This window comes from Streptomyces sp. NPDC047886, from assembly GCF_043204435.1.
Classification (GTDB): Bacteria; Actinomycetota; Actinomycetes; order Streptomycetales; family Streptomycetaceae; genus Streptomyces.
This window is the reverse complement of the sequence record NZ_JBIDCF010000006.1, coordinates 388,537-410,606: the sequence shown is the minus strand read 5'-3', so window position 1 is coordinate 410,606 and position 22,070 is coordinate 388,537. Positions and strand designations below refer to the sequence as shown.

General features: G+C 71.1%; 29 protein-coding genes. 14 read left to right on the top strand and 15 right to left on the bottom strand.

The features are described 5' to 3' along the window. Positions 1-129: 129 nt before the first annotated feature. The 4 genes from ACGF5U_RS22350 to ACGF5U_RS22335 all read left to right on the top strand — a co-directional run bounded on the left by ACGF5U_RS22350 (position 130) and on the right by ACGF5U_RS22335 (position 4,611). Entirely contained in the window at positions 130-1,449 is a 1,320-nt protein-coding gene (locus tag ACGF5U_RS22350; RefSeq protein WP_392711768.1) for an ABC transporter substrate-binding protein, read from the top strand. Between the two features lie 359 nt (positions 1,450-1,808). Continuing rightward, on the top strand, positions 1,809-2,786 hold the full coding sequence (locus ACGF5U_RS22345) for a carbohydrate ABC transporter permease (RefSeq protein ID WP_392711767.1): 978 nt from the start codon (positions 1,809-1,811) through the stop codon (positions 2,784-2,786). Next, positions 2,783-3,631 carry a carbohydrate ABC transporter permease gene (locus ACGF5U_RS22340; RefSeq protein ID WP_392711766.1) on the top strand — a complete coding sequence of 283 codons (849 nt, stop codon included), beginning with the start codon at positions 2,783-2,785 and terminating at the stop codon, positions 3,629-3,631. The genes ACGF5U_RS22345 and ACGF5U_RS22340 overlap by 4 nt, the downstream gene beginning before the upstream one ends. A 260-nt stretch (positions 3,632-3,891) precedes the next feature. After that, entirely contained in the window at positions 3,892-4,611 is a 720-nt protein-coding gene (locus tag ACGF5U_RS22335; RefSeq protein ID WP_392711765.1) for a TetR/AcrR family transcriptional regulator, read from the top strand. Between the two features lie 19 nt (positions 4,612-4,630). Here the strand turns inward: ACGF5U_RS22335 and polX are convergent, their stop codons facing one another. Next, positions 4,631-6,358, bottom strand: coding sequence for a DNA polymerase/3'-5' exonuclease PolX (polX, locus tag ACGF5U_RS22330; RefSeq protein WP_392711764.1), 1,728 nt, complete (start codon positions 6,356-6,358; stop codon positions 4,631-4,633). Between the two features lie 187 nt (positions 6,359-6,545). Here polX and ACGF5U_RS22325 point away from each other — a divergent pair, with 187 nt between their 5' ends. The 4 genes from ACGF5U_RS22325 (at position 6,546) to ACGF5U_RS22310 (ending at position 9,901) form a co-directional block, all read left to right on the top strand. Continuing rightward, the gene (locus ACGF5U_RS22325; protein ID WP_392711763.1) at positions 6,546-7,538 is read left to right on the top strand and encodes a MerR family transcriptional regulator; all 993 of its coding nucleotides are present in this window, start codon (positions 6,546-6,548) and stop codon (positions 7,536-7,538) included. Positions 7,539-7,828: 290 nt separating this feature from the next. Then, positions 7,829-8,455, top strand: coding sequence for a DUF6230 family protein (locus tag ACGF5U_RS22320; protein WP_392711762.1), 627 nt, complete (start codon positions 7,829-7,831; stop codon positions 8,453-8,455). A 1-nt stretch (position 8,456) separates the two neighbouring features. After that, the gene (locus ACGF5U_RS22315) at positions 8,457-9,125 is read left to right on the top strand and encodes a DUF6114 domain-containing protein (RefSeq protein ID WP_392711761.1); all 669 of its coding nucleotides are present in this window, start codon (positions 8,457-8,459) and stop codon (positions 9,123-9,125) included. Between the two features lie 101 nt (positions 9,126-9,226). After that, complete coding sequence (locus ACGF5U_RS22310; RefSeq protein WP_392711760.1) at positions 9,227-9,901, top strand: hypothetical protein; 675 nt, start codon at positions 9,227-9,229, stop codon at positions 9,899-9,901. Between the two features lie 117 nt (positions 9,902-10,018). On the opposite strand, the gene ACGF5U_RS22305 is transcribed toward ACGF5U_RS22310, so the two are convergent. The 11 genes from ACGF5U_RS22305 to ACGF5U_RS22255 all read right to left on the bottom strand — a co-directional run bounded on the left by ACGF5U_RS22305 (position 10,019) and on the right by ACGF5U_RS22255 (position 14,897). After that, positions 10,019-10,849, bottom strand: coding sequence for a matrixin family metalloprotease (locus ACGF5U_RS22305; RefSeq protein WP_392711759.1), 831 nt, complete (start codon positions 10,847-10,849; stop codon positions 10,019-10,021). Further along, a complete protein-coding gene (locus ACGF5U_RS22300; RefSeq protein ID WP_392711758.1) occupies positions 10,846-11,097 on the bottom strand; it encodes a hypothetical protein in 252 nt (83 codons plus the stop codon). Before ACGF5U_RS22300 ends, ACGF5U_RS22305 begins: the two co-directional genes overlap by 4 nt. A gap of 206 nt (positions 11,098-11,303) precedes the next feature. Continuing rightward, on the bottom strand, positions 11,304-11,579 hold the full coding sequence (locus tag ACGF5U_RS22295) for a gas vesicle protein K (protein WP_392711757.1): 276 nt from the start codon (positions 11,577-11,579) through the stop codon (positions 11,304-11,306). Continuing rightward, entirely contained in the window at positions 11,576-11,770 is a 195-nt protein-coding gene (locus ACGF5U_RS22290) for a gas vesicle protein (RefSeq protein ID WP_392711756.1), read from the bottom strand. Before ACGF5U_RS22290 ends, ACGF5U_RS22295 begins: the two co-directional genes overlap by 4 nt. Beyond that, entirely contained in the window at positions 11,767-12,621 is an 855-nt protein-coding gene (locus ACGF5U_RS22285) for a GvpL/GvpF family gas vesicle protein (RefSeq protein WP_392711755.1), read from the bottom strand. The genes ACGF5U_RS22290 and ACGF5U_RS22285 overlap by 4 nt, the downstream gene beginning before the upstream one ends. Further along, on the bottom strand, positions 12,618-12,932 hold the full coding sequence (locus ACGF5U_RS22280; RefSeq protein WP_392711754.1) for a gas vesicle protein: 315 nt from the start codon (positions 12,930-12,932) through the stop codon (positions 12,618-12,620). The genes ACGF5U_RS22285 and ACGF5U_RS22280 overlap by 4 nt, the downstream gene beginning before the upstream one ends. Beyond that, complete coding sequence (locus ACGF5U_RS22275) at positions 12,929-13,165, bottom strand: gas vesicle protein GvpG (RefSeq protein ID WP_392711753.1); 237 nt, start codon at positions 13,163-13,165, stop codon at positions 12,929-12,931. Before ACGF5U_RS22275 ends, ACGF5U_RS22280 begins: the two co-directional genes overlap by 4 nt. 18 nt (positions 13,166-13,183) lie before the next feature. Continuing rightward, a complete protein-coding gene (locus ACGF5U_RS22270) occupies positions 13,184-13,903 on the bottom strand; it encodes a GvpL/GvpF family gas vesicle protein (protein ID WP_392711752.1) in 720 nt (239 codons plus the stop codon). After that, positions 13,900-14,277, bottom strand: coding sequence for a gas vesicle protein GvpJ (gvpJ, locus tag ACGF5U_RS22265; protein ID WP_392711750.1), 378 nt, complete (start codon positions 14,275-14,277; stop codon positions 13,900-13,902). Before gvpJ ends, ACGF5U_RS22270 begins: the two co-directional genes overlap by 4 nt. A 26-nt stretch (positions 14,278-14,303) precedes the next feature. Next, positions 14,304-14,567, bottom strand: a complete 264-nt coding sequence (locus tag ACGF5U_RS22260) for a gas vesicle protein (protein WP_392711748.1) — start codon at positions 14,565-14,567, stop codon at positions 14,304-14,306. Positions 14,568-14,618: 51 nt separating this feature from the next. Then, positions 14,619-14,897: a GlsB/YeaQ/YmgE family stress response membrane protein gene (locus tag ACGF5U_RS22255; protein ID WP_392711746.1), complete on the bottom strand. Its 279-nt coding sequence runs from the start codon at positions 14,895-14,897 to the stop codon at positions 14,619-14,621. Positions 14,898-15,161: 264 nt separating this feature from the next. Here ACGF5U_RS22255 and ACGF5U_RS22250 point away from each other — a divergent pair, with 264 nt between their 5' ends. Next, entirely contained in the window at positions 15,162-15,419 is a 258-nt protein-coding gene (locus ACGF5U_RS22250; RefSeq protein WP_392711745.1) for a WhiB family transcriptional regulator, read from the top strand. A 248-nt stretch (positions 15,420-15,667) separates the two neighbouring features. Here ACGF5U_RS22250 and ACGF5U_RS22245 read toward each other — a convergent pair whose 3' ends face one another. Continuing rightward, entirely contained in the window at positions 15,668-16,330 is a 663-nt protein-coding gene (locus tag ACGF5U_RS22245; protein ID WP_392711743.1) for a DUF2165 domain-containing protein, read from the bottom strand. Positions 16,331-16,419: 89 nt separating this feature from the next. Between ACGF5U_RS22245 and ACGF5U_RS22240 the strand changes: the two genes are divergently transcribed. Continuing rightward, positions 16,420-17,622 (top strand): phosphatidylserine/phosphatidylglycerophosphate/cardiolipin synthase family protein, encoded by a 1,203-nt coding sequence (locus ACGF5U_RS22240; protein WP_392711742.1) that lies wholly within the window; start codon positions 16,420-16,422, stop codon positions 17,620-17,622. A gap of 121 nt (positions 17,623-17,743) precedes the next feature. Here ACGF5U_RS22240 and ACGF5U_RS22235 read toward each other — a convergent pair whose 3' ends face one another. Further along, positions 17,744-18,727, bottom strand: a complete 984-nt coding sequence (locus ACGF5U_RS22235; RefSeq protein ID WP_392711740.1) for a GlxA family transcriptional regulator — start codon at positions 18,725-18,727, stop codon at positions 17,744-17,746. Between the two features lie 139 nt (positions 18,728-18,866). Here ACGF5U_RS22235 and ACGF5U_RS22230 point away from each other — a divergent pair, with 139 nt between their 5' ends. Continuing rightward, positions 18,867-19,520, top strand: coding sequence for a hypothetical protein (locus ACGF5U_RS22230; protein WP_392711739.1), 654 nt, complete (start codon positions 18,867-18,869; stop codon positions 19,518-19,520). Here the strand turns inward: ACGF5U_RS22230 and ACGF5U_RS22225 are convergent, their stop codons facing one another. After that, on the bottom strand, positions 19,521-19,943 hold the full coding sequence (locus ACGF5U_RS22225; protein ID WP_392711738.1) for a hypothetical protein: 423 nt from the start codon (positions 19,941-19,943) through the stop codon (positions 19,521-19,523). A 307-nt stretch (positions 19,944-20,250) separates the two neighbouring features. Here ACGF5U_RS22225 and ACGF5U_RS22220 point away from each other — a divergent pair, with 307 nt between their 5' ends. The 3 genes from ACGF5U_RS22220 to ACGF5U_RS22210 all read left to right on the top strand — a co-directional run bounded on the left by ACGF5U_RS22220 (position 20,251) and on the right by ACGF5U_RS22210 (position 21,941). Continuing rightward, positions 20,251-20,640: a DUF1622 domain-containing protein gene (locus ACGF5U_RS22220; RefSeq protein WP_392711737.1), complete on the top strand. Its 390-nt coding sequence runs from the start codon at positions 20,251-20,253 to the stop codon at positions 20,638-20,640. Continuing rightward, positions 20,637-20,918 (top strand): hypothetical protein, encoded by a 282-nt coding sequence (locus ACGF5U_RS22215; protein ID WP_392711735.1) that lies wholly within the window; start codon positions 20,637-20,639, stop codon positions 20,916-20,918. The genes ACGF5U_RS22220 and ACGF5U_RS22215 overlap by 4 nt, the downstream gene beginning before the upstream one ends. Before the next feature lie 612 nt (positions 20,919-21,530). After that, positions 21,531-21,941: a four-helix bundle copper-binding protein gene (locus ACGF5U_RS22210; RefSeq protein ID WP_392711733.1), complete on the top strand. Its 411-nt coding sequence runs from the start codon at positions 21,531-21,533 to the stop codon at positions 21,939-21,941. The last annotated feature ends 129 nt before the right edge of the window (positions 21,942-22,070 follow it).

Genomic DNA, 22,070 nt, shown 5'->3' with positions numbered 1-22,070 from the left:
ACTCCGCCCTCCCCTGGTAACGATTGGGCATCGCGCGTGAAATCTCCGCTTTACCGGTTCACTACCGGCTGACATAGTGCCGACATCCCACCCGTAGACCTGGGCCGTAACCCTGAAGGAGTTGGGCACATGGGGAAGAGGAAAGCGCTCACGGGCGCGCTTCTCACCGTCGCGATGGTGACCGTCGCGGGGTGCAGTGGCGGAGGCGCGGCCTCCGGCGAGACGGCGAAGGCTCCCGCCGATCCGGGAGAGGTCTCCGGCGAGATCAAGGTCCTGACCCACCGCACCGATCTCGCCCAGAACGGCACATTGGACGCGTACGCGGCGGAGTTCAGAAAGGTCTACCCCCGGGTGAAGGTCGGGTTCGAGGCCCTCACCGACTACGAGGGGGAGGTCAGGATCAGGATGAACACCGAGAACTACGGGGACGTCCTGATGATCCCGGGCGCCGTCGCCAAGAACGACTACCCGAAGTTCTTCGCCCCGCTGGGCCCGACGGAGGAGCTGAGCGGGAAGTACCGGTTCAGCGACAAGACGGACGTCGGCGGCAAGGTCTACGGTGTCGCGCAGTTCGGCACCGTCAACGGCTTCGTCTACAACAAGGCCGTCTGGAAGAAGGCGGGTGTCGACGCCTGGCCGACCACCCCCGAGGAGTTCCTCGCGGGTCTGCGGGCGATCAGGTCCAGGACCGACGCCATCCCGTACTACACGAACTTCAAGGACGGCTGGCCGCTGACCGCCTGGAGCAACAGCATCGGTTCCGTCACCTGCGACCCCGGGGCCAACGACAGGCTGGCGGGCCCGGTGTCCCCCTGGAAGCAGGGCGCCGAACTGCGTGTGATCGACACGCTGCTCCACGACATCGTGCGCGGCGGGCTCTCCGAGAAGGATCCCAGCACCACCAACTGGGAGGCGTCGAAGGGCCTGATCGCCAAGGGCGAGATCGCCTCCATGCAGCTGGGCTCGTGGGCGATCACACAGATGCGGGACGCCGCGACGAAGGCGGGCACGAACCCGGACGACATCGGCTTCATGCCGTTCCCCGCCCAGCAGGACGGGAAGTTCTGCGCGACGCTCGTCTCGGACTACCAGCAGGCCGTCAACGCCCACTCCGGGAACAAGGCCGCGGCACGCGCCTGGATCGACTGGTTCACGGAGAAGTCCGGCTACACGCGGACGGAGGGCGCCGTGCCCGCGGTCAGGACGGCGCCCCTGCCGGAGACGCTCGCGGACTTCGTGGACAACGATGTCAGACTGGTGGAGCGCTCCGAGGCGCGGACCGGTGAGGTGAACGCGATCGACAAGGCCGCCGAAATCGGCCTGGCCGCACCGGACTACCGCCGGCAGCTGGTCGACATCGCGCGCGGCGCTCAGCGGGGCGACCTCCAGGGCTTCTTCGCCGACCTGGACAAGAGGTGGGACGAGGCGGCGAAGGCCGCCGGCTCCTGATCCGAACGGCAGCCCCCTGCCCTGCCCCTGCTCCGGCCCCGGCCCCGGCCCCGGCCCCGGCCCCGGCCGAACGGCACCGGCGGGGACGGCTGTTCCGGCGCCCGTCAGTCGCGGGCGGCACTCGGCACTCGGCAGACGAACGCGCACGAGCGGGCGCGTACGAGCGGGGAGCGGACGACCAGGCACGGACGAACGGGCGCGGACGAACCGGGAGCGGACGAACAGGCGCCTCCGAGCGGGGGCGTACCAGCGGACGCACACCGGTGAACCCGCCAGGGCCGGGGCAGGGCGTGTCGACGGTCGCGCCCCGGCGCCTCGTATCCACCCACGGCCCCACCAGCGGACGACGAAAGGCCGACATGACCGAGACGACCCACACGGCGACCGCGGCCCCGTCGCGGAACCCCGCCCCGCCGCCCGGCAGGACGGCGGGGCGCACAGCGCCCGACCGGCCGGGGAGCTCCCGGCTCCGGGGATCCCTCAGCCGGGCCACCCCGTGGCTCTTCCTGGCGGTTCCCCTGGTCCTGCTGGTCACGTTCACCTACGTCCCCGTGGCGAACATGATCTATTACAGCTTCACCGACTGGGACGGCATCAGCCCGGACCGGAACCTCACGGGCGTCGACAACTACGTCCAGATCCTGACCAGGCCCGAGCTGTTCCGGGTGTTCTTGGTCAGCCTCTACTACCTCGCGGCGTCCGCCGTGCAGATCGCGGCAGCGCTGTACTTCGCGACCGTTCTCAGTTTCCAGGTCCGCTTCCGCGACTTCTTCAAGGGAATCCTGTTCTTCCCCTACCTCATCAACGGCGTCGCGATCGGCTTCGTCTTCCTGTACTTCTTCCAGGACGGCGGAACCCTGGACTCCGTCCTGTCCCTGTTCGGCGCCGACACCGGCCACGCCTGGCTCGGCGACCCGGCGTCGGCGAACACCTCCCTCGCGGGGGTGTCCGTGTGGCGCTTCACCGGACTGAACTTCGTCCTGTTCCTCGGCGCGATCCAGTCGATCCCCGGCGAGCTCTACGAAGCGGCGCAGCTCGACGGGGCGAGCGCGTGGCAGCGGTTCCGGCACATCATCGCCCCGGGCATCAGGCCCGTACTGAGCCTGAGCGTCATCCTGGCGATCTCGGGGTCCCTCGCCGTCTTCGAGATCCCGTACATCATGACGGGCGGCGCGACCGGTACGTCCACCTTCGTCATCCAGACGGTGAAGCTCGCCTTCCAGTTCAACAAGACGGGGCTGGCCTCGGCCGCCGCGGTCGTCCTGCTCCTGATCATCCTCCTGATCACCTGGATCCAGCGCCGCCTCGTGCCCGACGAGAAAGTGGAGCTCGTATGACCGCCGCCCCGCCCTCCCGACGCCGGGCCTGGATCGGCCCGACCCTCATCTACGCCTCGCTGATCGCCGCCTCGCTCGTCGTCCTCGTCCCTCTCGTGGTCGTGTTCCTGACCTCGCTCAAGACGGCCGGCGAGGTCGCGGACGGCGGCGCGCTGTCCCTGCCCGGGAACTGGCTGAACCTCGACAACTACGCGACCGCGTTCTCGGACGGGCGGATGCTCACGGCGTTCGGGAACACCGCGTTCATCCTGCTCTTCTCGATCACCGGCACCGTCCTCATCGGCTCGATGACCGCCTACGCGATCGACCGGTTCCGCTTCAGGGCGAAGAAGCTCGTCATGGCGCTGTTCCTCATCGCCACCCTGGTGCCCGGTGTCACGACCCAGGTCGCCACGTTCCAGGTGGTTAACGGCTTCGGGCTGTTCGACACCCGGTGGGCCCCGATCCTGCTCTACACGGGCACGGACATCGTCTCGATCTACATCTTCCTGCAGTTCGTCCGGTCCATCCCGGTCTCGCTCGACGAGGCCGCCCGACTCGACGGCGCCAACGCGTTCACGATCTACCGGAAGATCATTCTTCCGCTGCTGAAGCCGGCCGTGGCCACGGTCGTCATCATCAAGGGCATCACCGTCTACAACGACTTCTACATCCCCTTCCTCTACATGCCGTCCCAGGAACTCGGCACGATCTCCACCGCCCTGTTCCGCTTCAAGGGCCCGTTCGGGGCGCACTGGGAGCACATCTCGGCGGGAGCGATCCTCGTGATCGTCCCGACGCTGGTCGTCTTCCTGTTCCTGCAGCGCTACATCTACAACGGTTTCGCGCAGGGCGCGGTGAAGTGACACCCGGAGCCGCAGCCGGGTGAGGGTGACGCCGACGGCGCCCGCCGTGGGCGGCGGGGTGACGCCACCCCCCCATGTAACTGCACGATCGTTCGTGTTTTTATTTCGGCCACGAAGGGCCTGGGGCACCACCGGATCCTGAGCGACACCGACGTCGTGCGCACCGTCCTGGACTTCGTGTCGGAGCACTGACCGCACGGTCGTCCGCCTACTCAGTACAGTGGGCGCGTGGTCCCCGGGACGACGAGCGAGGAGACGGGATGACTCCGGCACGCGGCGACAGGCACACCGCCGGCCGTACGGACGGCCGTGCCGGCAGGCGCACCGCCGACCGTACCGACGGGCGCGTCGAGCGCGGCAACCAGACCCGGCGGCTGATCCTCGAACGCAGCGTGGCCATCGCCTCCGTCGAGGGCCTGGACGGGCTGTCGCTCGGACGGCTGGCGAGCGAGCTGGACCTCAGCAAGAGCGGGGTGTTCGCCCTGTTCGGTTCCAAGGAGGACCTTCAGCTCGCCACCATCCGCGCCGCCGCCCGGATCTACGTCGACCACGTGGTGCGCCCGGCCGGCGAGCTCCCGCCGGGGCTGGGGCGGCTGTGGCATGTGTGCACGTCCTGGATCGCGTACTCCAGGGAGCGGGTCTTCCCCGGCGGCTGCTTCTTCGCCACGGTCTCGGCCGAGTACGACGCCCGCGAGGGCAGGCTCCACGACACGGTCGCCGCCGCCCGTACCGACTGGGTGGCCTTCCTGGAACAGACCGTTCGGGACGCGCGGGAGGCGGGAGAGGTCGAGGAGGCCGCGGACGTCCCGCAGCTGGTCTTCGAGATCGTCGCGCTGCTGGAGGCGGCCAACGCCGCGTCCGTCCTGCACGACGACGTCGCCTGTTACGACATGGCCGCCAGGGGCGTCCTCCGGCGCCTGCGCGACGTGGCCACGGACGCGTCGCTGCTGCCCGCCTCGCCCCAGATCCCGGCCGTCTGAGGAGGAGACCGGCTCCGGATCATCCCGGACGCCTGCCGCGCAGGAACCGGCGCAGCCTCCCCAGGGGCCAGGCGTTGATGACGTCGTCCTTCGTCAGCCAGCCGCGCTGTGCGGTGCCGACTCCGTAGCGCAGGTACGGCAGGTGCGTGACGGCGTGTGCGTCGGAGTTCACCGAGAACTTCACGCCGTACCGTTTCGCCCGCAGGATGTCCTCGTCGCACAGGTCGAGCCGGTTCGGGTGGGCGTTGATCTCGAGGGCGGTGCCGGTGCGGGCGCATGCCTCGAAGACCGCGTCGAAGTCGGCGTCGATGCCGGGGCGTCTGCCGAGCATGCGGGTGGTGGGGTGCCCGATGACGGCGACGTACGGGTTCTCGCAGGCGAGCAGCAGACGGCGGGTCAGCTGCTGCCGGCTCTGCTGGAAGTGCGAGTGCACCGAGGCCACGCAGAGGTCGAATCCGGCGAGGAACTCGTCCGGCCAGTCCAGGCCGCCCTCGGGACCGATGTTGAGTTCCGTTCCGTGCAGCAGCCGCATCCCCCGGTGCCCGCGGTCGAGTGCGCGCAGGTGCTCACGCTGCGCGAGGATCTTCTCCTCGGTCATGCGCTGCATGGCGAGGTCGGGCGCGTGGTCGGTGACCGCGTAGTAGACGTAGCCGCGCGCGGCGGCCGCGGCGACCATGTCGTCGAGCGGGGCGAGACCGTCGGTCAGGTCGGTGTGGGTGTGCAGGTCGCCCCTGATGTCGCTCTCCTCCACCAGGTCGGGGACCTCCCCGCGCAGTCCGGCGGCGATCTCGCCCCGGTCCTCGCGCAGGGTGGGCGGGATCCAGGGCAGGCCGAGGCGGGCGTAGATGTCCTCCTCCGTCTCGGAGGCGATCTTCCGGCCGCTCTCGGCGTGGAAGAGGCCGTACTCGGAGAGCTTGAGCTTGTGGCGTACGGCGATCTCGCGGGTGCGGATGTTGTGCGCCTTGGACCCGGTGAAGTACAGGAGTCCGGCTCCCCAGGAGTCGGGGGGAAGGACCCGTACGTCGATCTGGAGGCCCTTGGTGGTCCGTATCGACGTCTTCTTCGCACCGTGCGCGATGATCTCGGCGGTGTACGGGAGGCTGCCGAGGGCGTCCATGAACGGGGCCGAGCGTTCGGCGGCCACCAGGACGTCGATGTCCCCGATCGTCTCCCGCATCCGGCGCAGGGACCCGGCGTACTCGCAGCGTTCGCAGCCGGTGATCCGGGACAGCTCGGCGACGATCTGCTCCGCGGTGTCCATGGCGGAGTCCAGGAGGATGCGGTCGCCTGCCTTCCGCATCAGGGAGATGCCGTGGAGGATGTTCGCCTCGGTCTTCTCGCCGAAGCCCCTGAGGTCGCGCAGCCGTTCCTCATGGATGGCGTCGAGCAGCTGGTCCACGGAGGAGACGCCCAGCTCCTCGTAGAGGACCAGGGCCTTCTTGGGCCCGAGCATCGGAATGGAGACCAGCTCCCGTACCCCGGCGGGGATCCGCTCCCGGCGCTCCTCGATGGCGGACACATGGCCGGACCGGAGGAACTCCACGATCTTGTCCGCGATGGACCTGCCCACGTTGGGGATGTCCCGCAGCTCCTTGGCGTCCAGCTTCGACACGTCCGCGTGGTGCCCGGCGACCGCGCGGGCCGCCTTCTCGTACGCACGCGACTTGAAGGCGTCGCCGCCGGTGATCGCGATGAGGTCGGCGTACTCCTGGAGCAGGGCCCCGACCTCCTCGTTGACTCGGACCATGGTTCCAGGATGCTCCGCGCGGCCGTCGGGCACGAGGTCACGGCCGCCCGGCCAGGTGGGCCCCGCAGTGCGGCGGGAGCGCCGGTACGGGACGGTAACGGCCCGGGAGTGTCCGGCGGATCATGGTGGCATCGGAGCCGGTTGCGCTTTCCCGCATGTTCCGCCGACACGACCTAGACTCGCGCGGGTGAGCGGACGGGGCGTGGAGCCGGATGACCAGGGACGAACGGGGCCGGGGGAAGAGGGGCGGGGCCGGGGGAAGCGGTACCGGCGCGAGGAGTTGGCCCGGGCCGCCGGGGTGAAGGTGCGCAACCTCCGCTACTACCAGGAGCGGGGACTGCTGCCGCCGCCCGAGCGGGAGGGCCGGATCGCCTGGTACTCCGACGACCATGTGACCCGGCTGCGGCTCATCGACGATCTGCTGGGCCGCGGGTACACCGTGAACGGCATCGGTGAGCTGCTGCGGGCGTGGGAACAGGGCAGCGGAATCGCGGGGCTGCTCGGGCTCGAACGGGTGATGACGCGTGACTGGGTCCAGGAGGAACCGGTCACGCTGCCGCTCTCCGAACTGGCCTGGCTGGTCGGTACCGCAGGCACGGCCCAGGACACGCGGCGAGCCGAGGAGCTCGGCTACCTGCGGGTCGACGGCGACACGGTGACGCATGTCAGCCGACGCCTGCTCGACGCGACGGCGGTCCTGGTGGGCCAGGGGTTTCCGGTCGCGGAGATCCTCGACGCCGGCGCGTTCGTGCAGAGTCAGGCCGCCGCCGTCGCGGACCGGTTCGTCGCGCTCTTCCGCCGTTATGTGCTCGCGGGCCGGGACCTGGAGGAATTGACGTCCGACGACGTCCAGCGGATCACCGACGCCGTGACGGCTCTCCGGCCGCTCGCCGGGGAGGTCGTGGCGTCCGAGTTCGCCAGGGCGATGGCCGAGCGGGTGGACGCGGAGCTGGCGGTGTGGCTGCGCGGGGCGAAGGGGCCGGACGGTCCCACCGGGCCCACCCCCGTACGGCCCGGAGAGCCGACCGGGCCGGAGCAGACCAGGCCGGAGCAGACCAGGCCCGGAGAGCAGAACGCACCCGCTGAGCAGAACGCACCCGCTGAGCAGAGCGCGTCCGGGAGGCAGACCGCACCCGGGGAGCAGACCGCGCCGGGAAAGTGGACAGCGCCCGGGGAGTAGACCGAAAAACCGCCGTCCGCCAACCTTGCCAATGGCGACTGGCACTCTTACATTCAACCCGTCGGTAACACTCGCGAGTACGGTCGGCACACGCCTCACCGTCCCGCGGTCGCTCTCCGCTCACCTTCCCGCGCACCGCCTCGTTCGTCGGCCTGCCCGCGCGCAGGATCCCCCCGATGACCCGAGGTGCGCTTCGCCGTCTCCGGCGGGTCGCGCGTGTGCGAGCTCCATCGAGCACCCGTGCTCAACGGCCACCGGGTGACCGCACACTCCAAGAGAGGGGATATTTCATGAGAAAGTCTCATATCGATGATGCGGACGACATCACCGGCCGCATCGACTGGAAGCGTTTCGCGCTCCTTTCCTTACCCGCCGTCGGCCTCACCGCGGCGCTGGGAGTCGGCCTGGCGAGCGGAGCCCTCGCGGCCTCCTTCGCCGTCTCCGGCCAGCAGTTCAAGGTGTCGGCGGACAGCCTGACCGGCGAGGGGTTCGTCCAGTACGGAAGTTTCGACACCAACGCCCGCGAGGAACTCCTGCCGGTGGCCGTCACCGCGATCCGGCGGGCCGAACTGAACAACCTCTGCCAGTCGGTCGTCACGTCGCTGCCGATCGTCGGCGACATCTCCCTCAACCTGACGGCGGGCGGGAAGAGGCCGGTGGTGGCCACGGACCTCTTCGTGGACGCCACGCAGTTGTCGGGCGACGCCGACTTCAACAACATCGAGATCGGCCGGGACGCCTCCACCCTCGACAAGGGGCCCGACGGTGCGCAGGGGATGCAGGACCTGTTCGGCCAGCAGGCCGACGACGTGCGCATCACCGGTCTGAAGCAGGTGGCGTGGGCGACGAACGCGGGCACGTTCAAGCTCTCCGGCCTGAACATGAAGATCACCAAGGGCAAGAAGGAATGCTTCTGACATGCCGTCACCGGTGGACCGGCCGCCGCCGCCGAAGGGCGACCTGGCGGAACACACCTCCGCACGTCCCGCTCCCGCACCACTCCCACCGACCCGCACGCCCGCCATCGGCAGGCGCGGGCCGCGGTCCGCTTGGCGGCGCTGGCGCAGGAGCCGGCCCTTCTGGGGCGGGCTGATCACCGTCCTGGCCGGGGCGGAGATCTGCGCCATCCCGCTCGCGCCACTGAAGGTGATGCTCCATCAGGGCGTCGCGGGGGTCCCCTCCATCCTGCTTGGGCTTGTCATGATCATGCTAGGCGTCTCGGTGTGGGTGGCTCCCCAGTACCGCTCCATGGCCGGCCTCGTCACGACCTTGATCGCCGCGGCCGCGCTGGTCATGTCGAACCTGGGCGGCTTCCTGCTCGGCACCCTCCTCGGCATCGTCGGAGGCGCGATGACGTTCGCCTGGAGGCCGCACGCACCCGCACCGCCCGGCGCCGCCGACCCGACCGACCAGGCCGACCCGACCGACCCGGCCGACCAGGCCCACCAGGCCGAACCGACCCACCAGGCCGACCCGGCCGACCAGGCCCACCAGGCCCACCAGGCCGAACCGACCCACCAGGCCGAACCGGCCGAACCGGCCGAGCGGGCCGAACCGGCCCCGACTCGAACCGCCTCGGACCGCTGAAACCGGGCCGCCCATCGGCCCACGCTCCTCACAGATGACCGATTCGGGCCCCCCACACCCCGCCCGTGACACCCGTCACGCTTCCCGAAGGAGAACATCACATGGCAACCCGCAACTCAGCCGCCCGCAAAGCCCTCGCCATCGGGGCCGGCCTGACCGCGGCCGGCGCCCTGGCGCTCACCGGCACCGCGACCGCCGCCGCCCAGTCCGCCCCGGCGGCCAACGGCTCCACCACAGTCACCCCGGCCGGCCACGCCTTCAGCGCGAAGCTGAGCGGCAAGGCCACCCTCAAGGCCGGTGCGGTGACCGTGACCTGTTCCGTCTCCTCGTCGAGCGGTACGGTCCCGGCGTCGCCCGGCAACCACAACCCGGCCGGACCGGTGGTCAGCGCCATCACTCCGCCGACGTTCAGCTCCTGCACCACGAGCATGCCGGGTGTCAGCGCCACCGTCTCCACGAGCGGTTCGTGGACCGTGTCGATGCAGCACGGCTTACCGGTCGTGGCGTCGTTCGCCATCCCGGCGGGCGGGCTGGTCGTCTCCACCTCCGGCCTCGCGAGCTGCACCGTCACGGCGGCACCGACCGCTCCGGCGTCCACCAGCGGCACCTGGACCAACGGCGCGCCGTCCTCGCTGGCCTTCGCCAACGCCGCCGTACCCGTCAAGGTCGTGGGCGGGTTCGGCTGCCCGACCAGCGCGACGTCCTCGTCGTTCTCGGCCACGTACGTGGTGACCGACACGACCGACCCGGCACAGCAGATCACCGTCTCCGGCTGACCGCCACATCCGTGCGGCCGGACCCGTCACCGGGTCCGGCCGCAACGGGTCCGATCGTCACCGCGTCCGGCCGTGACGTGTCCGGCCGTCACCGCTTCCGGCCGCCGTCTCCTCCTCCTAGGCGGCGAGGAGGTGGAACGTCGACAGCGGCGGCCCGTAGACCAGTTGGGCACCGATGCGGTCCTGCTCCGAGATGGCGAGGCTGAGTGATCCGACGCCGCCGCAGAAGTAGTGCATGACCGACTGGGGGTCGTAGAGGGTGAGGTCCACGGTCCCGGACGCCGATTCGTCCGGGCAGAGCGCGGGCGCGCCGGAGCGGATGTGCTCGTGCCGGAAGCCGAGGGCATGGCCGAGTTCGTGGCGCAGGACGCCCACAGGGTCGAAGCCGGTGCTGTGGTACGAGGGATCGATGAAGATCCGTCGCCGTGAGACCGGATCGTTCGGGAAGAACGCGGCGGCGATGAACTGGCCCTGGGCGTCGATGTGCCGTACCGGGAAGGTCACCTCCGGCGGCCGGAGGGAGTCGCTCTCGTCGGCCGACGAGACGTGCTCGAACTGCACTCCGCAGGTCGCCGACCAGTCGTCGGTGGCCTTCCGCATGTTCTCCACGACGTCCCGGTACCAGCTGTCCTTCGGGAACGTCTGGCGCAGGACGCAGTACTTCAGGACCGTACCCGGGTCCCAGCGGACGATCTTTCCGTTCTGGACGATGCCGACGAGTCGCGCACCACCCTGCTGCCCGAATTCCGGGCTGATCACCTCGCCGAAGCCGCTCCGCTCCATGATCCGGGCGGCCTCGCGTTGGGCTTCCTGGGCCCGCAGCGCCTCTCGGTAGAGCTCGGCTTCGTCGGGATCGAGAAGGATGTCGCCCTCTACCCGGTAGAAGACCTGACCGTCGATGGTCATCTCCGGCCACGCCCCGCCAGGTACGCCCTGTACACCGGTCATTTCGCGTCCTCTCCCAACAGGTCGGGGCGGAACAGTCGTACCCACTCGACCACCATCTGGTCGCGATCCATGAGCTGGTCGCCCCGGGCGGCATAGAGCGACTCGCCGTCGATGTCGAGAGGCCGGAACCGTTCCATCCAGGTGGTGAAGTCCGGCAGTGACTCGACGTACTCCCGTACTCCGGGATGCCGCTCCAGCAGCACGCTCTCAGCGGTCCGCTGCCGTCCCGCGTCGTCCTCATGGGGCACTCGGTCATCGTCGTGGGGCACTCGCCGCTCCCGTGCGCATGATGTACCCGTTGTGCGGCCCCTCCGCGGGGCGCCGCACCGCGCGGTCGCGCGCGTCCCTCTCCATGGTCGGGGCCCCGTGGACCGCCGGCCATCACTGTTAGACCGTTCGGGTGACATCACGCCGGGCCGGCGCGCAGGGGCGCCGGCCCGCGTTCCGCCGTCCGTCAGAGCAGCGGCCCCAGCGGCCCCAGGTCGATGTTGAGGTCCTCAGGGGCGAGCCCGAACCTGCTCCGCAGGACCTCCATCCGGTCCTCCAGCAGCATCAGGGTCAGACCGATCCGCTCTTCCTGCTCCGACGTCAGCTCCCCGCTCTCGACACGGCGCAGCGCCTGCCGCTCCATGAGCTGCCGCAGCAGCTCGACCACCGTGAGGACCAGGCAGGCGAGGTCCCGCTCGACGGTGTCGGGATCCAGCTCGACCCGGCGGCCGCCACCGCTCACGACGCACGGCCCCACGGAGCGGGAACCCCCGCGCCCACCGAGCTGACCAGGGCCTTCAGGTCGACGCGTACGAGATCGACGTCGGCGATGCTCAGCGTCAGGTCGCCGCTGATGACGACCCCGCCGGCCAGCAGCCGGTCCAGCAGGTCGACCAGGGCCACCCGGCGGTCCCCCACATAGCCCCCGCTCACGCGTCGCCCTCCGCGATCCCGGCGAACGAGTACGGCGCCCACGGGCCCGTGAGCTCGACGCGCACGCCCTCCTGGGATGCTCCCCGCACGAGCGCCACGAACTCCTCGCCGTGCTCGCGGCCGACGAGATAGGCGGCGTTCAGGACGTTGACCGCGTCCGTGCCCGACAGGCGGGGGTCCTGTGGCGGATGGACCGCCCCGGCCTCCGCGTACGCGGAGAGGCGGTCGTGCAGGCCACGGCACATGTCCTCGGCGCGCCGCAGTCTGGCCGCACGGCCCTGACGCTCCTGGATCCGCCGGCGCAGGTACTCCCGCCCGTCGCGCGCGGTGGCCGCGGATCCCGGCTGCGGGGCGTCGGGGGTCCGGCTGCCGTCCCGGCGCGGGGTCTCCGGGGTCGGGCTGCCGTCCGGGCGGGGGGCGTCGGAGGGTCGGCGGGCGGGCGCGGGTTCCGCGTACACCTTCACGCCCCACTCCACCCGGCCGTCGAGCCGGTCCAGCGCGCGTACGAACCGGTCGTGGCCCTCCTCCATGAGCCGCCGCACCCCGCTGTCGTCGCGGCACACCGTGGCCAGCCGCAACGGCAGCGGGGAGGTGACCGTGCCGAGCGCGGCCAGCACCGCGTCGTGGGCGCGGGCGGTGGCGGCCAGCCAGTCCAGGTCCTCCATACGGGCGCGCAGCGGGCCCTCGTCGAAGTCCTCCGCCGGAACGGCGTCCACCACGGCGACCAGGTCGTGGTGGCGGAGCAGCCGGGGCGGTTCACCGGCGATGCCCTGGGCCCCGTCGGGCGGAAGACCGTCGAACGGGCGGCACACGGCGTACACGTACCGCAGGGGTGAGGTGGGGGTCGTCATGTCGTCCGCTCCTCCAACTCGGCGATGTGCCGCCGCAGTTCGTCGTTCTCCCGCGCCAGCTCGTGGTGGTGGGCGCGGGAGGAGAGCGCCGGGTCGCTCTCCCACCAGTCGATGCCCATCTCCTTGGCACGGTCGACGGAGGCGACGACGAGGCGCAGCTTGATGGTCAGCAGCTCGATGTCGAGCAGGTTGATCCTGATGTCGCCTGCGATGACGACGCCCTTGTCCAGGACACGTTCGAGGATGTCGGCGAGGTTGGCGCCGCCGCCGTCGGACGCGTACGGGGCGGGCAGGCGGCCGGGGGTGGTCATGGCTGTCGGGTGCCCTTCTCCAGTCGGGCGAGGAGCTCGTCCTCCTGGCGGTCGAACGTGGCCTCGTCGATCTCCCCCGCGTCCAGCCGCTCGGCGAGGCGGGCGAGTTCGCGGTGCACGGTGGCGGGGTCGTAGTACTGCCGCTCCGCCTCGGCGACCACCTGGCGCAGCACCCATCCGGTGCCGCGCAGGGGTGCGGCGGGCAGCAGGAGCAGCTCTGCCAGCAGGCCCATGCCGTTCTCCCCCGCCCCTCACTCCTCCGCGAAGCTGTACGGCGGGAGCGGCCCGTTCACCCGTATGACGAGGTGGCCGTGGTCCTGCCCGAGCGCGTCGACAGCGGCGGTGAACCGCCCGGCACGCCCGCGTTCGACGAGGAACGACAGGTTCACCGGCGGGCCGGTGCCCTCCGGCGCGGGGCGGCAGTCGACGGCCGCCGGTTCCAGCGCCTCCCGTACGAGCCCCGCGTCGCGCGCCTCACGGTGGCATACGGCGGCGACGACGCGCTCCCCGAGGGCGAGCCTCTCCTCGTACGTACCGCCGTCGGCGGCCCGGTTGTCCTGGCTGAGCGCCCGCAGCTCGGGGTTGTCGATGAGGACCCGGTGCAGGACGGCCTCCTCGTCGTGGAAGGCCTTCACGTTGTACTCGACCTTGTCGGCCAGGGTGTCGAGCCGTTCCAGGTAGTGCGCCTCACGGTCCCGGAGGACGGCGAGTACGGCGTCGTCGTCGGCGGAGACGCCTCCGAACCGCATCGGCAGCACGGTGCCGCCCGCTGCGGCTTCGGCGAGCACGTCCTGGTGGGCGAGCAGGTCGCGCCGCTTAGGGCGCAGGTCGTCGGGTGCGTCGCTCACCAGCGCGGCGAGCCCTCCGTGAGTGAGGACCCGGACGGGGCGGGGCGGATCTCCGACGCCTTCCGTCTTCTCCGGGAGGCCGGGGTGGCCGCCGCGCGCGATGCCGTAGACGTACGTGCTCACTTGTCGGCCTCCTTCTTCCGGGAGGATGACCGGCCGAGGCTCTCCGAGACGGACTGCGCCGCGCCCTGGAGCGCGCCCTTGGTCTTCTCGCGGGCCCCGGACTCGGTCATGTCGTCGACCAGCTCGGGCAGGCCGGGACTGTGGCGCGGTCCGGCCTCCAGGTCCAGCCGGTTGCACGCCTCGGCGAATCGCAGATAGGTGTCGACGCTGGCGACGACGACCCGTACGTCGATCTTCAGGATCTCGATGCCGACGAGCGAGACGCGCACGAACGCGTCGATGACGAGCCCGCGGTCGAGGACGAGTTCCAGGACGTCGTACAGGCCGCTGGAGCCGCCGGAGCCGCCCGTGCCTGTCCGTGTCGCGACGGTCATTGTGTGGTGCCTCCCTGATCGTGTGGTCAGCGGGCGCGGTCGTCGGCCCTGCCGCGCTGGTACCGGCGGACCCGGCGGTAGCCGGTGAGCTCGCCCTCTGAGTCGAGCTCCACCTCGTACGAGGCGAGCAGGCTCGTCGTGTCGGGCACCCGGGGCAGTTCGAGGACCTCGACGGTCAACCGCCATCCGTGCTCGTCCCGTTGGAACGAGGACACGGACTCGGCGGTCTGCCCGGTGAGTCGGGCGAGCTGCTCGCAGGCGAGGCGCAGGGTGTGGGATGCGTTGGCCATGACTGCCTCCGGGTTGCCGCGTCACCGGCGCGCAAACCTCGCGGCGGCCCGTCAGGCGTGCCGACGCGAGGACCTGGTCCCGGCGAACAGCCGGTAGACCGCGAGCAGGATGACCGATCCCACGACGGCGGCGACCCAGGTGGACAGGTCGAAGAAGCCGTCGATGGAGTCGACGCCGAACAGGACCTTGCCCAGCCAACCCCCCAGGAGCCCACCGGCGATACCGATGAGCACGGTGATGACGATGCCGCCCGGGTCACGGCCCGGCAGCAGCGCCTTGGCGATGAGACCGGCGAACAGGCCGATGAGGATCCACGCGATGATGCCCATGAGGCTCCTACCTCTCTTCCGGCGATCGGGTCATCTCACCGACTGCGCCTTCTCGGCGATTTCAAACCCGCGACGCCCCGGGGGAGTCGGCGTGGCGTCGCGGCGCCTCTACCGCAAAAGCGGTGTCCCTGTGTCGGTTTCGCGCACTTTCGTCCATGCCGACGGGCGAGGACGTTTCAATGCGGTGGCGACGGTGAGGCGCAGACGGTGCGGCGGTGTTCGTTCCGGAGCCGCGCACGACCGAGACGAGCGAAGGAGACTCCCGTGGAGGACTGGCGTCAGGCGGCCGCATGCCGCGACGAGGACCCGGACCTGTTCTTCCCCGTCGGCACCGGCGGCCCGGCCCTGATGCAGGCCGAGGAGGCGAAACGGGTCTGCGCACGCTGCCCGGTGAGGGAGCGGTGCCTGGAGTGGGCCCTCGGGACAGGGCAGGACTTCGGGGTGTGGGGCGGAACCGGGGAGAACGAGCGCCGCGCCCTGAGGCGGCGCGCGGCCCGCGCCCGCAGGAGCACCGTCGGCTGACGCCGTCGGCTGAGGAGCACCGGACGAGCACCGGACGGCCGACGCACGGACACTCGGTCGCCCGGACACTCGGGCACTCGGGCACTCGGGCACTCGGGCACTCGGGCACTCGGGCACTCGGGCACTCGGGCACTCGGGCACTCGGGCACTCGACTCAACGGCCGCTCGGCTCACTGGCCGGTCGACTCACCGGCAGGTCGACTCACCGGCCGGTCGACTCACCGGCAGGTCGGCTCAGGGCACTCGGCTCAGGATTCCCGGGTGGTGGCGGCGTCCCCGTGGAGATGGATGCCGGGGAGATGGACGACCACGAGCGTGAAGGCGGCCAGCGCGACATTGCGCGCCGCCGCGTCCAGGCCGTTCCAGTCCGAGGACTGCCACATGGCGAACCACTCCCCTCCGATGGCCATGAACCCCCCGCCGAACAGGGCGAGGACCATCAGCAGACCGACGGTGCTCGCGCGACGGGCCCGGCCGTACTCCCGACCGCGCAGACCCGCGATCCACAGCCAGGTGGCGAAGAGCAGCACGACGGCGGCGAGGGTCTCCCAGACGATGATGGCCACGTACGCGGCGTCCCGCAGCGCGGGTGACGTGATCGCACGCCACATCAGCTGCGGATCCCTGAACGTCGTGTCCATGGCCAGGACATGATGGACGAACTGCTGGTTCGTGCCGAAGTCGGTGATGTTCCCGAAGGCGACCAGCGCCATGTACAACGCCACGACACCGGTCAGCACGGTGGCCGCCACCGGCAGAGTCCCCCAGCGGAGGACGCCGTCCGAGAGCCGCGTTCCGCCGGGCGCCGGGGCGCCGCTCCCCGCACCGGCGCTCCCCGCACCGGCACCCGTCCCCTGGTCCGCCATGCGCACTCCCCGGTCGGCCGCGTCGTCGCCGTGCCGTCCCGGCACGCCAACAAGGCTTTCACCACAGGGGCGTTCCGAAACCTGACGCGGACTATCGTGCACATGATCACAGCAGCAACGATCAACATCGAGGAGTGAGAGCCATCAGACGCATATGGGCCACCGCCCTGCTCGCCGGCGCCCTCTTGGGCACCCTGCTCGTTCCGTCGGGGGTCGCCGCCGCCGCGGACACGGCAGCGGTGCCGACCACGGGCGCCGTCTTCAACAACCCCCTGGGCACCGAGGCCGAACAGAACGCGGTCAAGAACCACATCATCGGGGCCATCGACAACACCCAGAGCGGCCGTACGCTGCGGGCCGCCATGTACGCCCTGACCGACACCGGTTACAGCGACGCGCTGCGCCGCGCCCACACGCGCGGTGTCCAGGTGCGTGTCGTCCTGGACCACTCGTACTCCACGTCCGCCGCCGCGACCCAGCTCACGTCCGCGCTCGGTACCGACATGACCCGGACGTCCTGGGTGCACATCTGCCCGAAGGACCGGGCGTGCATCGCGGACGTGACGGTCGACGCGGACAAGAACCACATCAACCACAACAAGTTCTTCCTCTTCTCCCGGGTGGGCGACCCGGGAGCCGCCGAGGACGTGGTGATCCAGACCTCCGCCAACCAGACCCCCGCGAACACCACCCGGTTCTGGAACAACGCCTACACCTCGGTCGGCAACACCGAGCTGTACACGGCGTACACGGCGTACTTCAACGACCTCGCCGCCGAGCGCCGCGACGCCGACTACTTCCGGCAGGGCACCACGACGGGGAGCGAGAAGTACTACTTCTTCCCGCAGCAGAGCGGTGACCTGATCGTGAGTGTGCTCGACAACGTCTCCTGCACGGGCAGCACGACCGTCGGGTCCGCCTCCCACAAGACGGTCGTCCGCGTCGCCGCGTACGCCTTCTACCGTGCGGCGGTGGCCCAGAAGCTGCGGTCGCTGGCGGATCAGGGCTGCTGGATCGAGGTCGTCTACAACGAGACCGACGAGCTCGGTACCCTCGGGGGTCACCCCCGTATCAGGCCGTACAAGCTCCGGCTCGACAACGGCACACCGCAGGAGCAGGGCGACGACCTCTTCGTCCACTCCAAGTACCTGCTGGTGGAGGGCGTCTACGCCGGCCGTCCCGACAGCAAGTGGGTGTTCACCGGATCCCACAACCTCGACGTCTCCTCGCTCCGGGAGAACGACGAGGCCATGCTGCGGATCGCGGACGCCGGAGTCCACGACGCCTACCGCGCCAACTTCCTCGCCATGCGCGGCACGGCCACCCTGACCGGCTGACTCCCGACCCGCCCGGACGTCGTGGGGAGCCTCGGCGCCTCCCATGTCGCCTCACCTCGTCGCCTCACCTCGTCGCCTCACCCCGGCGTACCCTACGGCCGGCGACCGCCAGGGGGCGCCCCTAGGGGCGGTGGGAAGGGCGGCGGGTGTGCGCGTCCCGGTACCGCGACGGCGGGATGCCGTAGCGGCCGGTGAAGGCCTGGCGCAGGGTCTCGGCCGAGCCGAACCCGCACTTGGCTGCCACGCTCGCCAGGGGGAGCCCGGTCGACACGAGGAGCTGCGCGGCCGCCTCGGTACGGGCCTGGCGTACGAACCGGCCCGGCGTCCGGCCGAGGTGCTCCAGGAACAGACGGGTGAGATGGCGCGGGGTCACACCCGCGAGGGCCGCCAGCGCCGTCGTGCTCAGGTCGCCGGCCGGGTGCGCGGCGATGTGCTCGACGAGCCGCCGGACCACGTGGTCGCTCGGCGGTGACATCGTGGCGGTGAACATGCTCATCTGCGCCTGGTTGCCGGGGCGTTGGAGATAGGTCACGAGGTCGCGGGCGACCTGGCGGGCCAGCTCGGCCCCGTGGTCCTCCTCGATGAACGCGAGCGTGAGGTCGAGGGCGCTCGTGATGCCCGCCGCCGTGGAGACGTCGCCGTCGCGTATGTAGATGGGGCTCGCGTCGACGGTGACCTCGGGGTGGCGCGCGGCCAGCCGGGACGCGAACCGCCAGTGGGTGGTGGCGCGGTGGCCGTCCAGCAACCCGGCGGCGGCCAGCAGCGCCGCCCCCGTGCACACGGAGGCCACCCGTCGGCTCTCCCTGGCCAGTCGGCGGACGTGCCCCACGAGCCTGGGGTCCGCGGCAGCCTGCTCGAACCCCACGCCGCCGGAGACGATCAACGTGTCCAGCGGCCCGACGAGGCGCTCGATGGAATGCTGGCTGTGCAGGACGAGCCCGGTTCCGCACACGATCGGACCGCCGCCCGGCGCCGCCAGGAGCACGTCGTACGGGCGGGCGAGCGAGCCCAGCCGGTTCGCCATCTCCAGGGTGGTGGTCACACACGCGATGTCCAACAACTCGGCGGAGGCGTAGCCGATCACCGCCACTCGACGTCCCGTCATGCGCGCACCCTATGCCGGAATGACCGGTACCCCAAGGTTCGGGACATCGTCGCGGCCAGGCCCGCGCGGGTGAGCCGACCGGGCGGGAGAGTGGAGCCGACCCCGATCCGCGAGACGGCCTCACCATCGAGGAGACAGCATGACGACCGGCTTCACCCGCGACACCAGGACCGACACCGGCACCCGCACCCGCACCGACGCCTACACCGACACCGACGCCGACACCGACAGGACAGCGACAACGACGCCGACGGTGGCCACGGCCGAGGCCACGGCGGCGACCACGGCCGCCCCGGTTGCGGCCCCGGTCGGCGGCAGCGCTCCGCCGGCCCGCTCCTCCCGTTCGCCCGGCCGCGTCGGCGCTGTCGGCTCCTTCGGCGTCCTCGGCGTCCTCGGCTTCCTGGGGCACCGCTGGCCGACCTGGCTGGCGCTCGCCGTGGCGGCCGCCACGTTCCTCGACGGTGTCCCGCCGCTGGGGCGGCTGGCGGCGCTCCTCGCCATCATGCCCCTGTGCTACCTCGCGTTCGGCGCGTTCCGGAGGGAGTTGCGCGGACGGGGTGTGATCGCGCTCCAGCTCACCGGGCTGCTGGCCTTCGTCGGGCTGGCCCTGGTGGCGCTCGCCGTGGACCGGACGGCCGGCCACTACATCCTGGCGGCCGGCTGGTTCGCCCACGCGGTCTGGGACTTCGCCCACCACCGCGCCGACCGCGTGGCCCCGCGAGCCTGGTCGGAGTGGTGCTGTGTCGTCGACCTGGTCGGCGCGGTGGCGATCCTGCTGGCGGCCTGGGCCTAGCTAGTCGGTGGCCGCCCGAAGCTTCATGATCTGCTGCACGACGAGCGGGGCGGGCACCTGTCCGTCCATGCCAGAAGCGGTGGAGGAGGCGAAGCGGACGAGGACCTGGCCCTGACGGACCACGGTGTACCACGTCGGTGTGCCCCGGCCGGACGTGTGGAAGGACACCGCCTCGTCACCGACATCGATCGGGTCGAGCACCGTGACTGCGGTAGTGCCGCGCCCGTCCCCGGTGTAGCCCCGGGCGCAGTGCGGCAGCGCGGCGCGCAGCCCCGCCACGATCTTCTCGGCTTCGCCGTTCCCGAACGCGGTGAGAGCGAGCTGCGGGCCCGTGCCCAGGTGGTCGCCCCTGGTCGCCAGTGCGTAGCGCCGGACCACGGCCTGCGGAGCGGGATCGTAGGACTCCCGGAGCAGGTTCGCCACGGGCAGGCAGACGGCGGGCGTGACGTCGACGGCGGGTGCGTCGCGGAGCGGAGGCCGGCCAGGCGAGGTGGCCGGAATGAAGCGGCTGCTCTCCGCGCCGCGTCGTCCGCGCGGCCGTCAACGCGGTCGGGGGGTCGCACGTCCGTCACGGCGGGCGGACCGGCGGACCGGCGGACCGGCGGAGGGGCGGAGGGGCGGAGGGGCGGACCGGCGGAGGGGCGGACCGGCGGAGGGTACGCCGTGGACCGCGCGGGTGAGACACCTGGGCGGCGGGTGAGGGAGCCCGTGGGCGGGGTACCGGCGGGTCATGCCCCTGTCGATGGAACTCCTGCCCGAGTCCACCCTGAGCGACGTGATCGGCCTCCTCGTCCGGCTGATCGAGTCCGCCGGAGCTCTGATCATCTTCGTCGGAGCCGTGTGGGCCTTCGCCCAGTTCCTGCTGGCCGGGGCGCGCAGAGAGCGGCGGGTGTCCGGCTTCAACCGGATCCGCCTCAGCCTGGGCCGCTTCCTGGTTCTGGGACTGGAGTTCCAACTCGCCGGGGACGTCCTGCGCACGGCGGTGGCGCCGAGCTTCGCGGAGATCGGCCAACTGGCGGCCATCGCCGCTATCCGTACCGCGCTCAACTACTTCCTCGGCCGCGAGATCGCCCAGGAACGCGCCGAACTCGACGAGAAGAGCAAGGCCGCCGCCGTATGACCACCTGGCTGCACGCCGGCGCCGTGGCGGCGACCCTCGCCGGGCTTCTGAGCGCTGCCTCGGCCTATGCGGCGATCAGGCGGGTACGCGTGGCGCTGGGCGTGTTCCTGGACTTCCTCACCGCCGCCGGGCTCCTCAGGCTGGCGGACGAGCCGTCCTGGGGCAGCATCGCCGCCGCGGCGGCGGTGATCGCCATCCGCAAAGTGATCGCGGGCGGGTTCGGCCGCAGCGCGCTGAGAGGACCGGTACCTCCCCCGCGCCCGGCACCTCGCCCATGACCAGACGTATCCCCCGCCCCGACCGGCCACGCCACCAGCCGCCCGGTGGCCCGCCACCCGTACCCGACCTGCCCGGCGCGACGCGGACGGGTCCTCTTCGCGCGACCGCACGGGAGCGGCCGCTCCGTCGCCATACCACCCGGTCCCCCGGTGGAGCCGGGCGGCCACCGGCGAGGGGATGGCGGCGCATGAAACAGGCGCCGAAGGCCCCGGCCAGGGTGGCGAACACGGTGACGGAGTAGAGGGCGAGCAGCAGTTCGATCGCCTTGCCGTACCACGTCGCCGCTCCCACCGGTTCTCCACTGACCGCCATCAGTGCGGTGGCGTGGAGGGTGCGGGCGAACGACTCGGCACGGCCGTCGAACTCGTACAGCAGTTCCCCCAGGCCGACCACCACGATCACCGTGACCATGCCCAGCCACGCCACCCGGTCGCTGAGCAGGCGCCCCGCCGACCGTGAGGACCGCACGGTCGAGGAACGACTCCCGGGTGGCGGAGCCGCCGTTTGGGTCGCGGCTACGGGTGTTACCCGTGATACACGGCGACGCGCACCCCCGTGCGTCGCCGTTCATCCGCAAGGCAGCCGATCGACAGACGGGAAGACGACGGACGATGACCACAGCAGTGAAGGAAATGCTCGACTCCTACCCCGCCGACCTGGGAAGCGTGAACCGGGAGGCCATGGCCAGGTGCATCGAGGAGTGCATCGCCTGCGCGCAGGCGTGCACGGCCTGTGCGGACGCGTGTCTGGCGGAGGGCATGGTGGCCGAGCTGACCAAGTGCATCCGCACGGACATGGACTGCGCCGACATCTGCACCACGACGGCAGCGGTCCTGTCCCGGCACACCGGCTACGACGCCAACATCACCCGGGCGATGCTCCAGGCGTGCGCCACCGCCTGCAAGGCGTGCGGAGACGAGTGCGACAGCCACGCCGGGGCGCATGAGCACTGCCGGGTCTGCGCCGAGGCGTGCCGGCGGTGCGAGCAGGCGTGCAACGAGCTGCTGGCGGCGCTCGGCTGACCCGCGGCCGGTGGGCCGGGCCCGGCGCCGACGCCCGCCGGACTCGGCCTACGGACCGCGCCCGCCTGCCGCACCTCGTCCGGTGCGACGCGCCGGCCCCGCATCACGTCGGGCAGCATGCGGGCCCGG

Coding starts and splice junctions, on each gene's coding strand:
- ACGF5U_RS22350 (WP_392711768.1), top strand. CDS start 130: ATGGGGAAGAGGAAAGCGCTCACGGGCGCGCTTCTCACCGTCGCGATG.
- ACGF5U_RS22345 (WP_392711767.1), top strand. CDS start 1,809: ATGACCGAGACGACCCACACGGCGACCGCGGCCCCGTCGCGGAACCCC.
- ACGF5U_RS22235 (WP_392711740.1), bottom strand. CDS start 18,727: ATGACGGGACGTCGAGTGGCGGTGATCGGCTACGCCTCCGCCGAGTTG.
- ACGF5U_RS22315 (WP_392711761.1), top strand. CDS start 8,457: ATGCCGTCACCGGTGGACCGGCCGCCGCCGCCGAAGGGCGACCTGGCG.
- ACGF5U_RS22320 (WP_392711762.1), top strand. CDS start 7,829: ATGAGAAAGTCTCATATCGATGATGCGGACGACATCACCGGCCGCATC.
- ACGF5U_RS22305 (WP_392711759.1), bottom strand. CDS start 10,849: ATGACCGGTGTACAGGGCGTACCTGGCGGGGCGTGGCCGGAGATGACC.
- gvpJ (WP_392711750.1), bottom strand. CDS start 14,277: ATGACCGTCGCGACACGGACAGGCACGGGCGGCTCCGGCGGCTCCAGC.
- ACGF5U_RS22255 (WP_392711746.1), bottom strand. CDS start 14,897: ATGGGCATCATCGCGTGGATCCTCATCGGCCTGTTCGCCGGTCTCATC.
- ACGF5U_RS22210 (WP_392711733.1), top strand. CDS start 21,531: ATGACCACAGCAGTGAAGGAAATGCTCGACTCCTACCCCGCCGACCTG.
- ACGF5U_RS22335 (WP_392711765.1), top strand. CDS start 3,892: ATGACTCCGGCACGCGGCGACAGGCACACCGCCGGCCGTACGGACGGC.
- ACGF5U_RS22220 (WP_392711737.1), top strand. CDS start 20,251: ATGCCCCTGTCGATGGAACTCCTGCCCGAGTCCACCCTGAGCGACGTG.
- ACGF5U_RS22310 (WP_392711760.1), top strand. CDS start 9,227: ATGGCAACCCGCAACTCAGCCGCCCGCAAAGCCCTCGCCATCGGGGCC.
- ACGF5U_RS22285 (WP_392711755.1), bottom strand. CDS start 12,621: ATGACGACCCCCACCTCACCCCTGCGGTACGTGTACGCCGTGTGCCGC.
- ACGF5U_RS22230 (WP_392711739.1), top strand. CDS start 18,867: ATGACGACCGGCTTCACCCGCGACACCAGGACCGACACCGGCACCCGC.
- ACGF5U_RS22340 (WP_392711766.1), top strand. CDS start 2,783: ATGACCGCCGCCCCGCCCTCCCGACGCCGGGCCTGGATCGGCCCGACC.
- ACGF5U_RS22275 (WP_392711753.1), bottom strand. CDS start 13,165: ATGGGCCTGCTGGCAGAGCTGCTCCTGCTGCCCGCCGCACCCCTGCGC.
- ACGF5U_RS22260 (WP_392711748.1), bottom strand. CDS start 14,567: ATGGCCAACGCATCCCACACCCTGCGCCTCGCCTGCGAGCAGCTCGCC.
- ACGF5U_RS22215 (WP_392711735.1), top strand. CDS start 20,637: ATGACCACCTGGCTGCACGCCGGCGCCGTGGCGGCGACCCTCGCCGGG.
- polX (WP_392711764.1), bottom strand. CDS start 6,358: ATGGTCCGAGTCAACGAGGAGGTCGGGGCCCTGCTCCAGGAGTACGCC.
- ACGF5U_RS22280 (WP_392711754.1), bottom strand. CDS start 12,932: ATGACCACCCCCGGCCGCCTGCCCGCCCCGTACGCGTCCGACGGCGGC.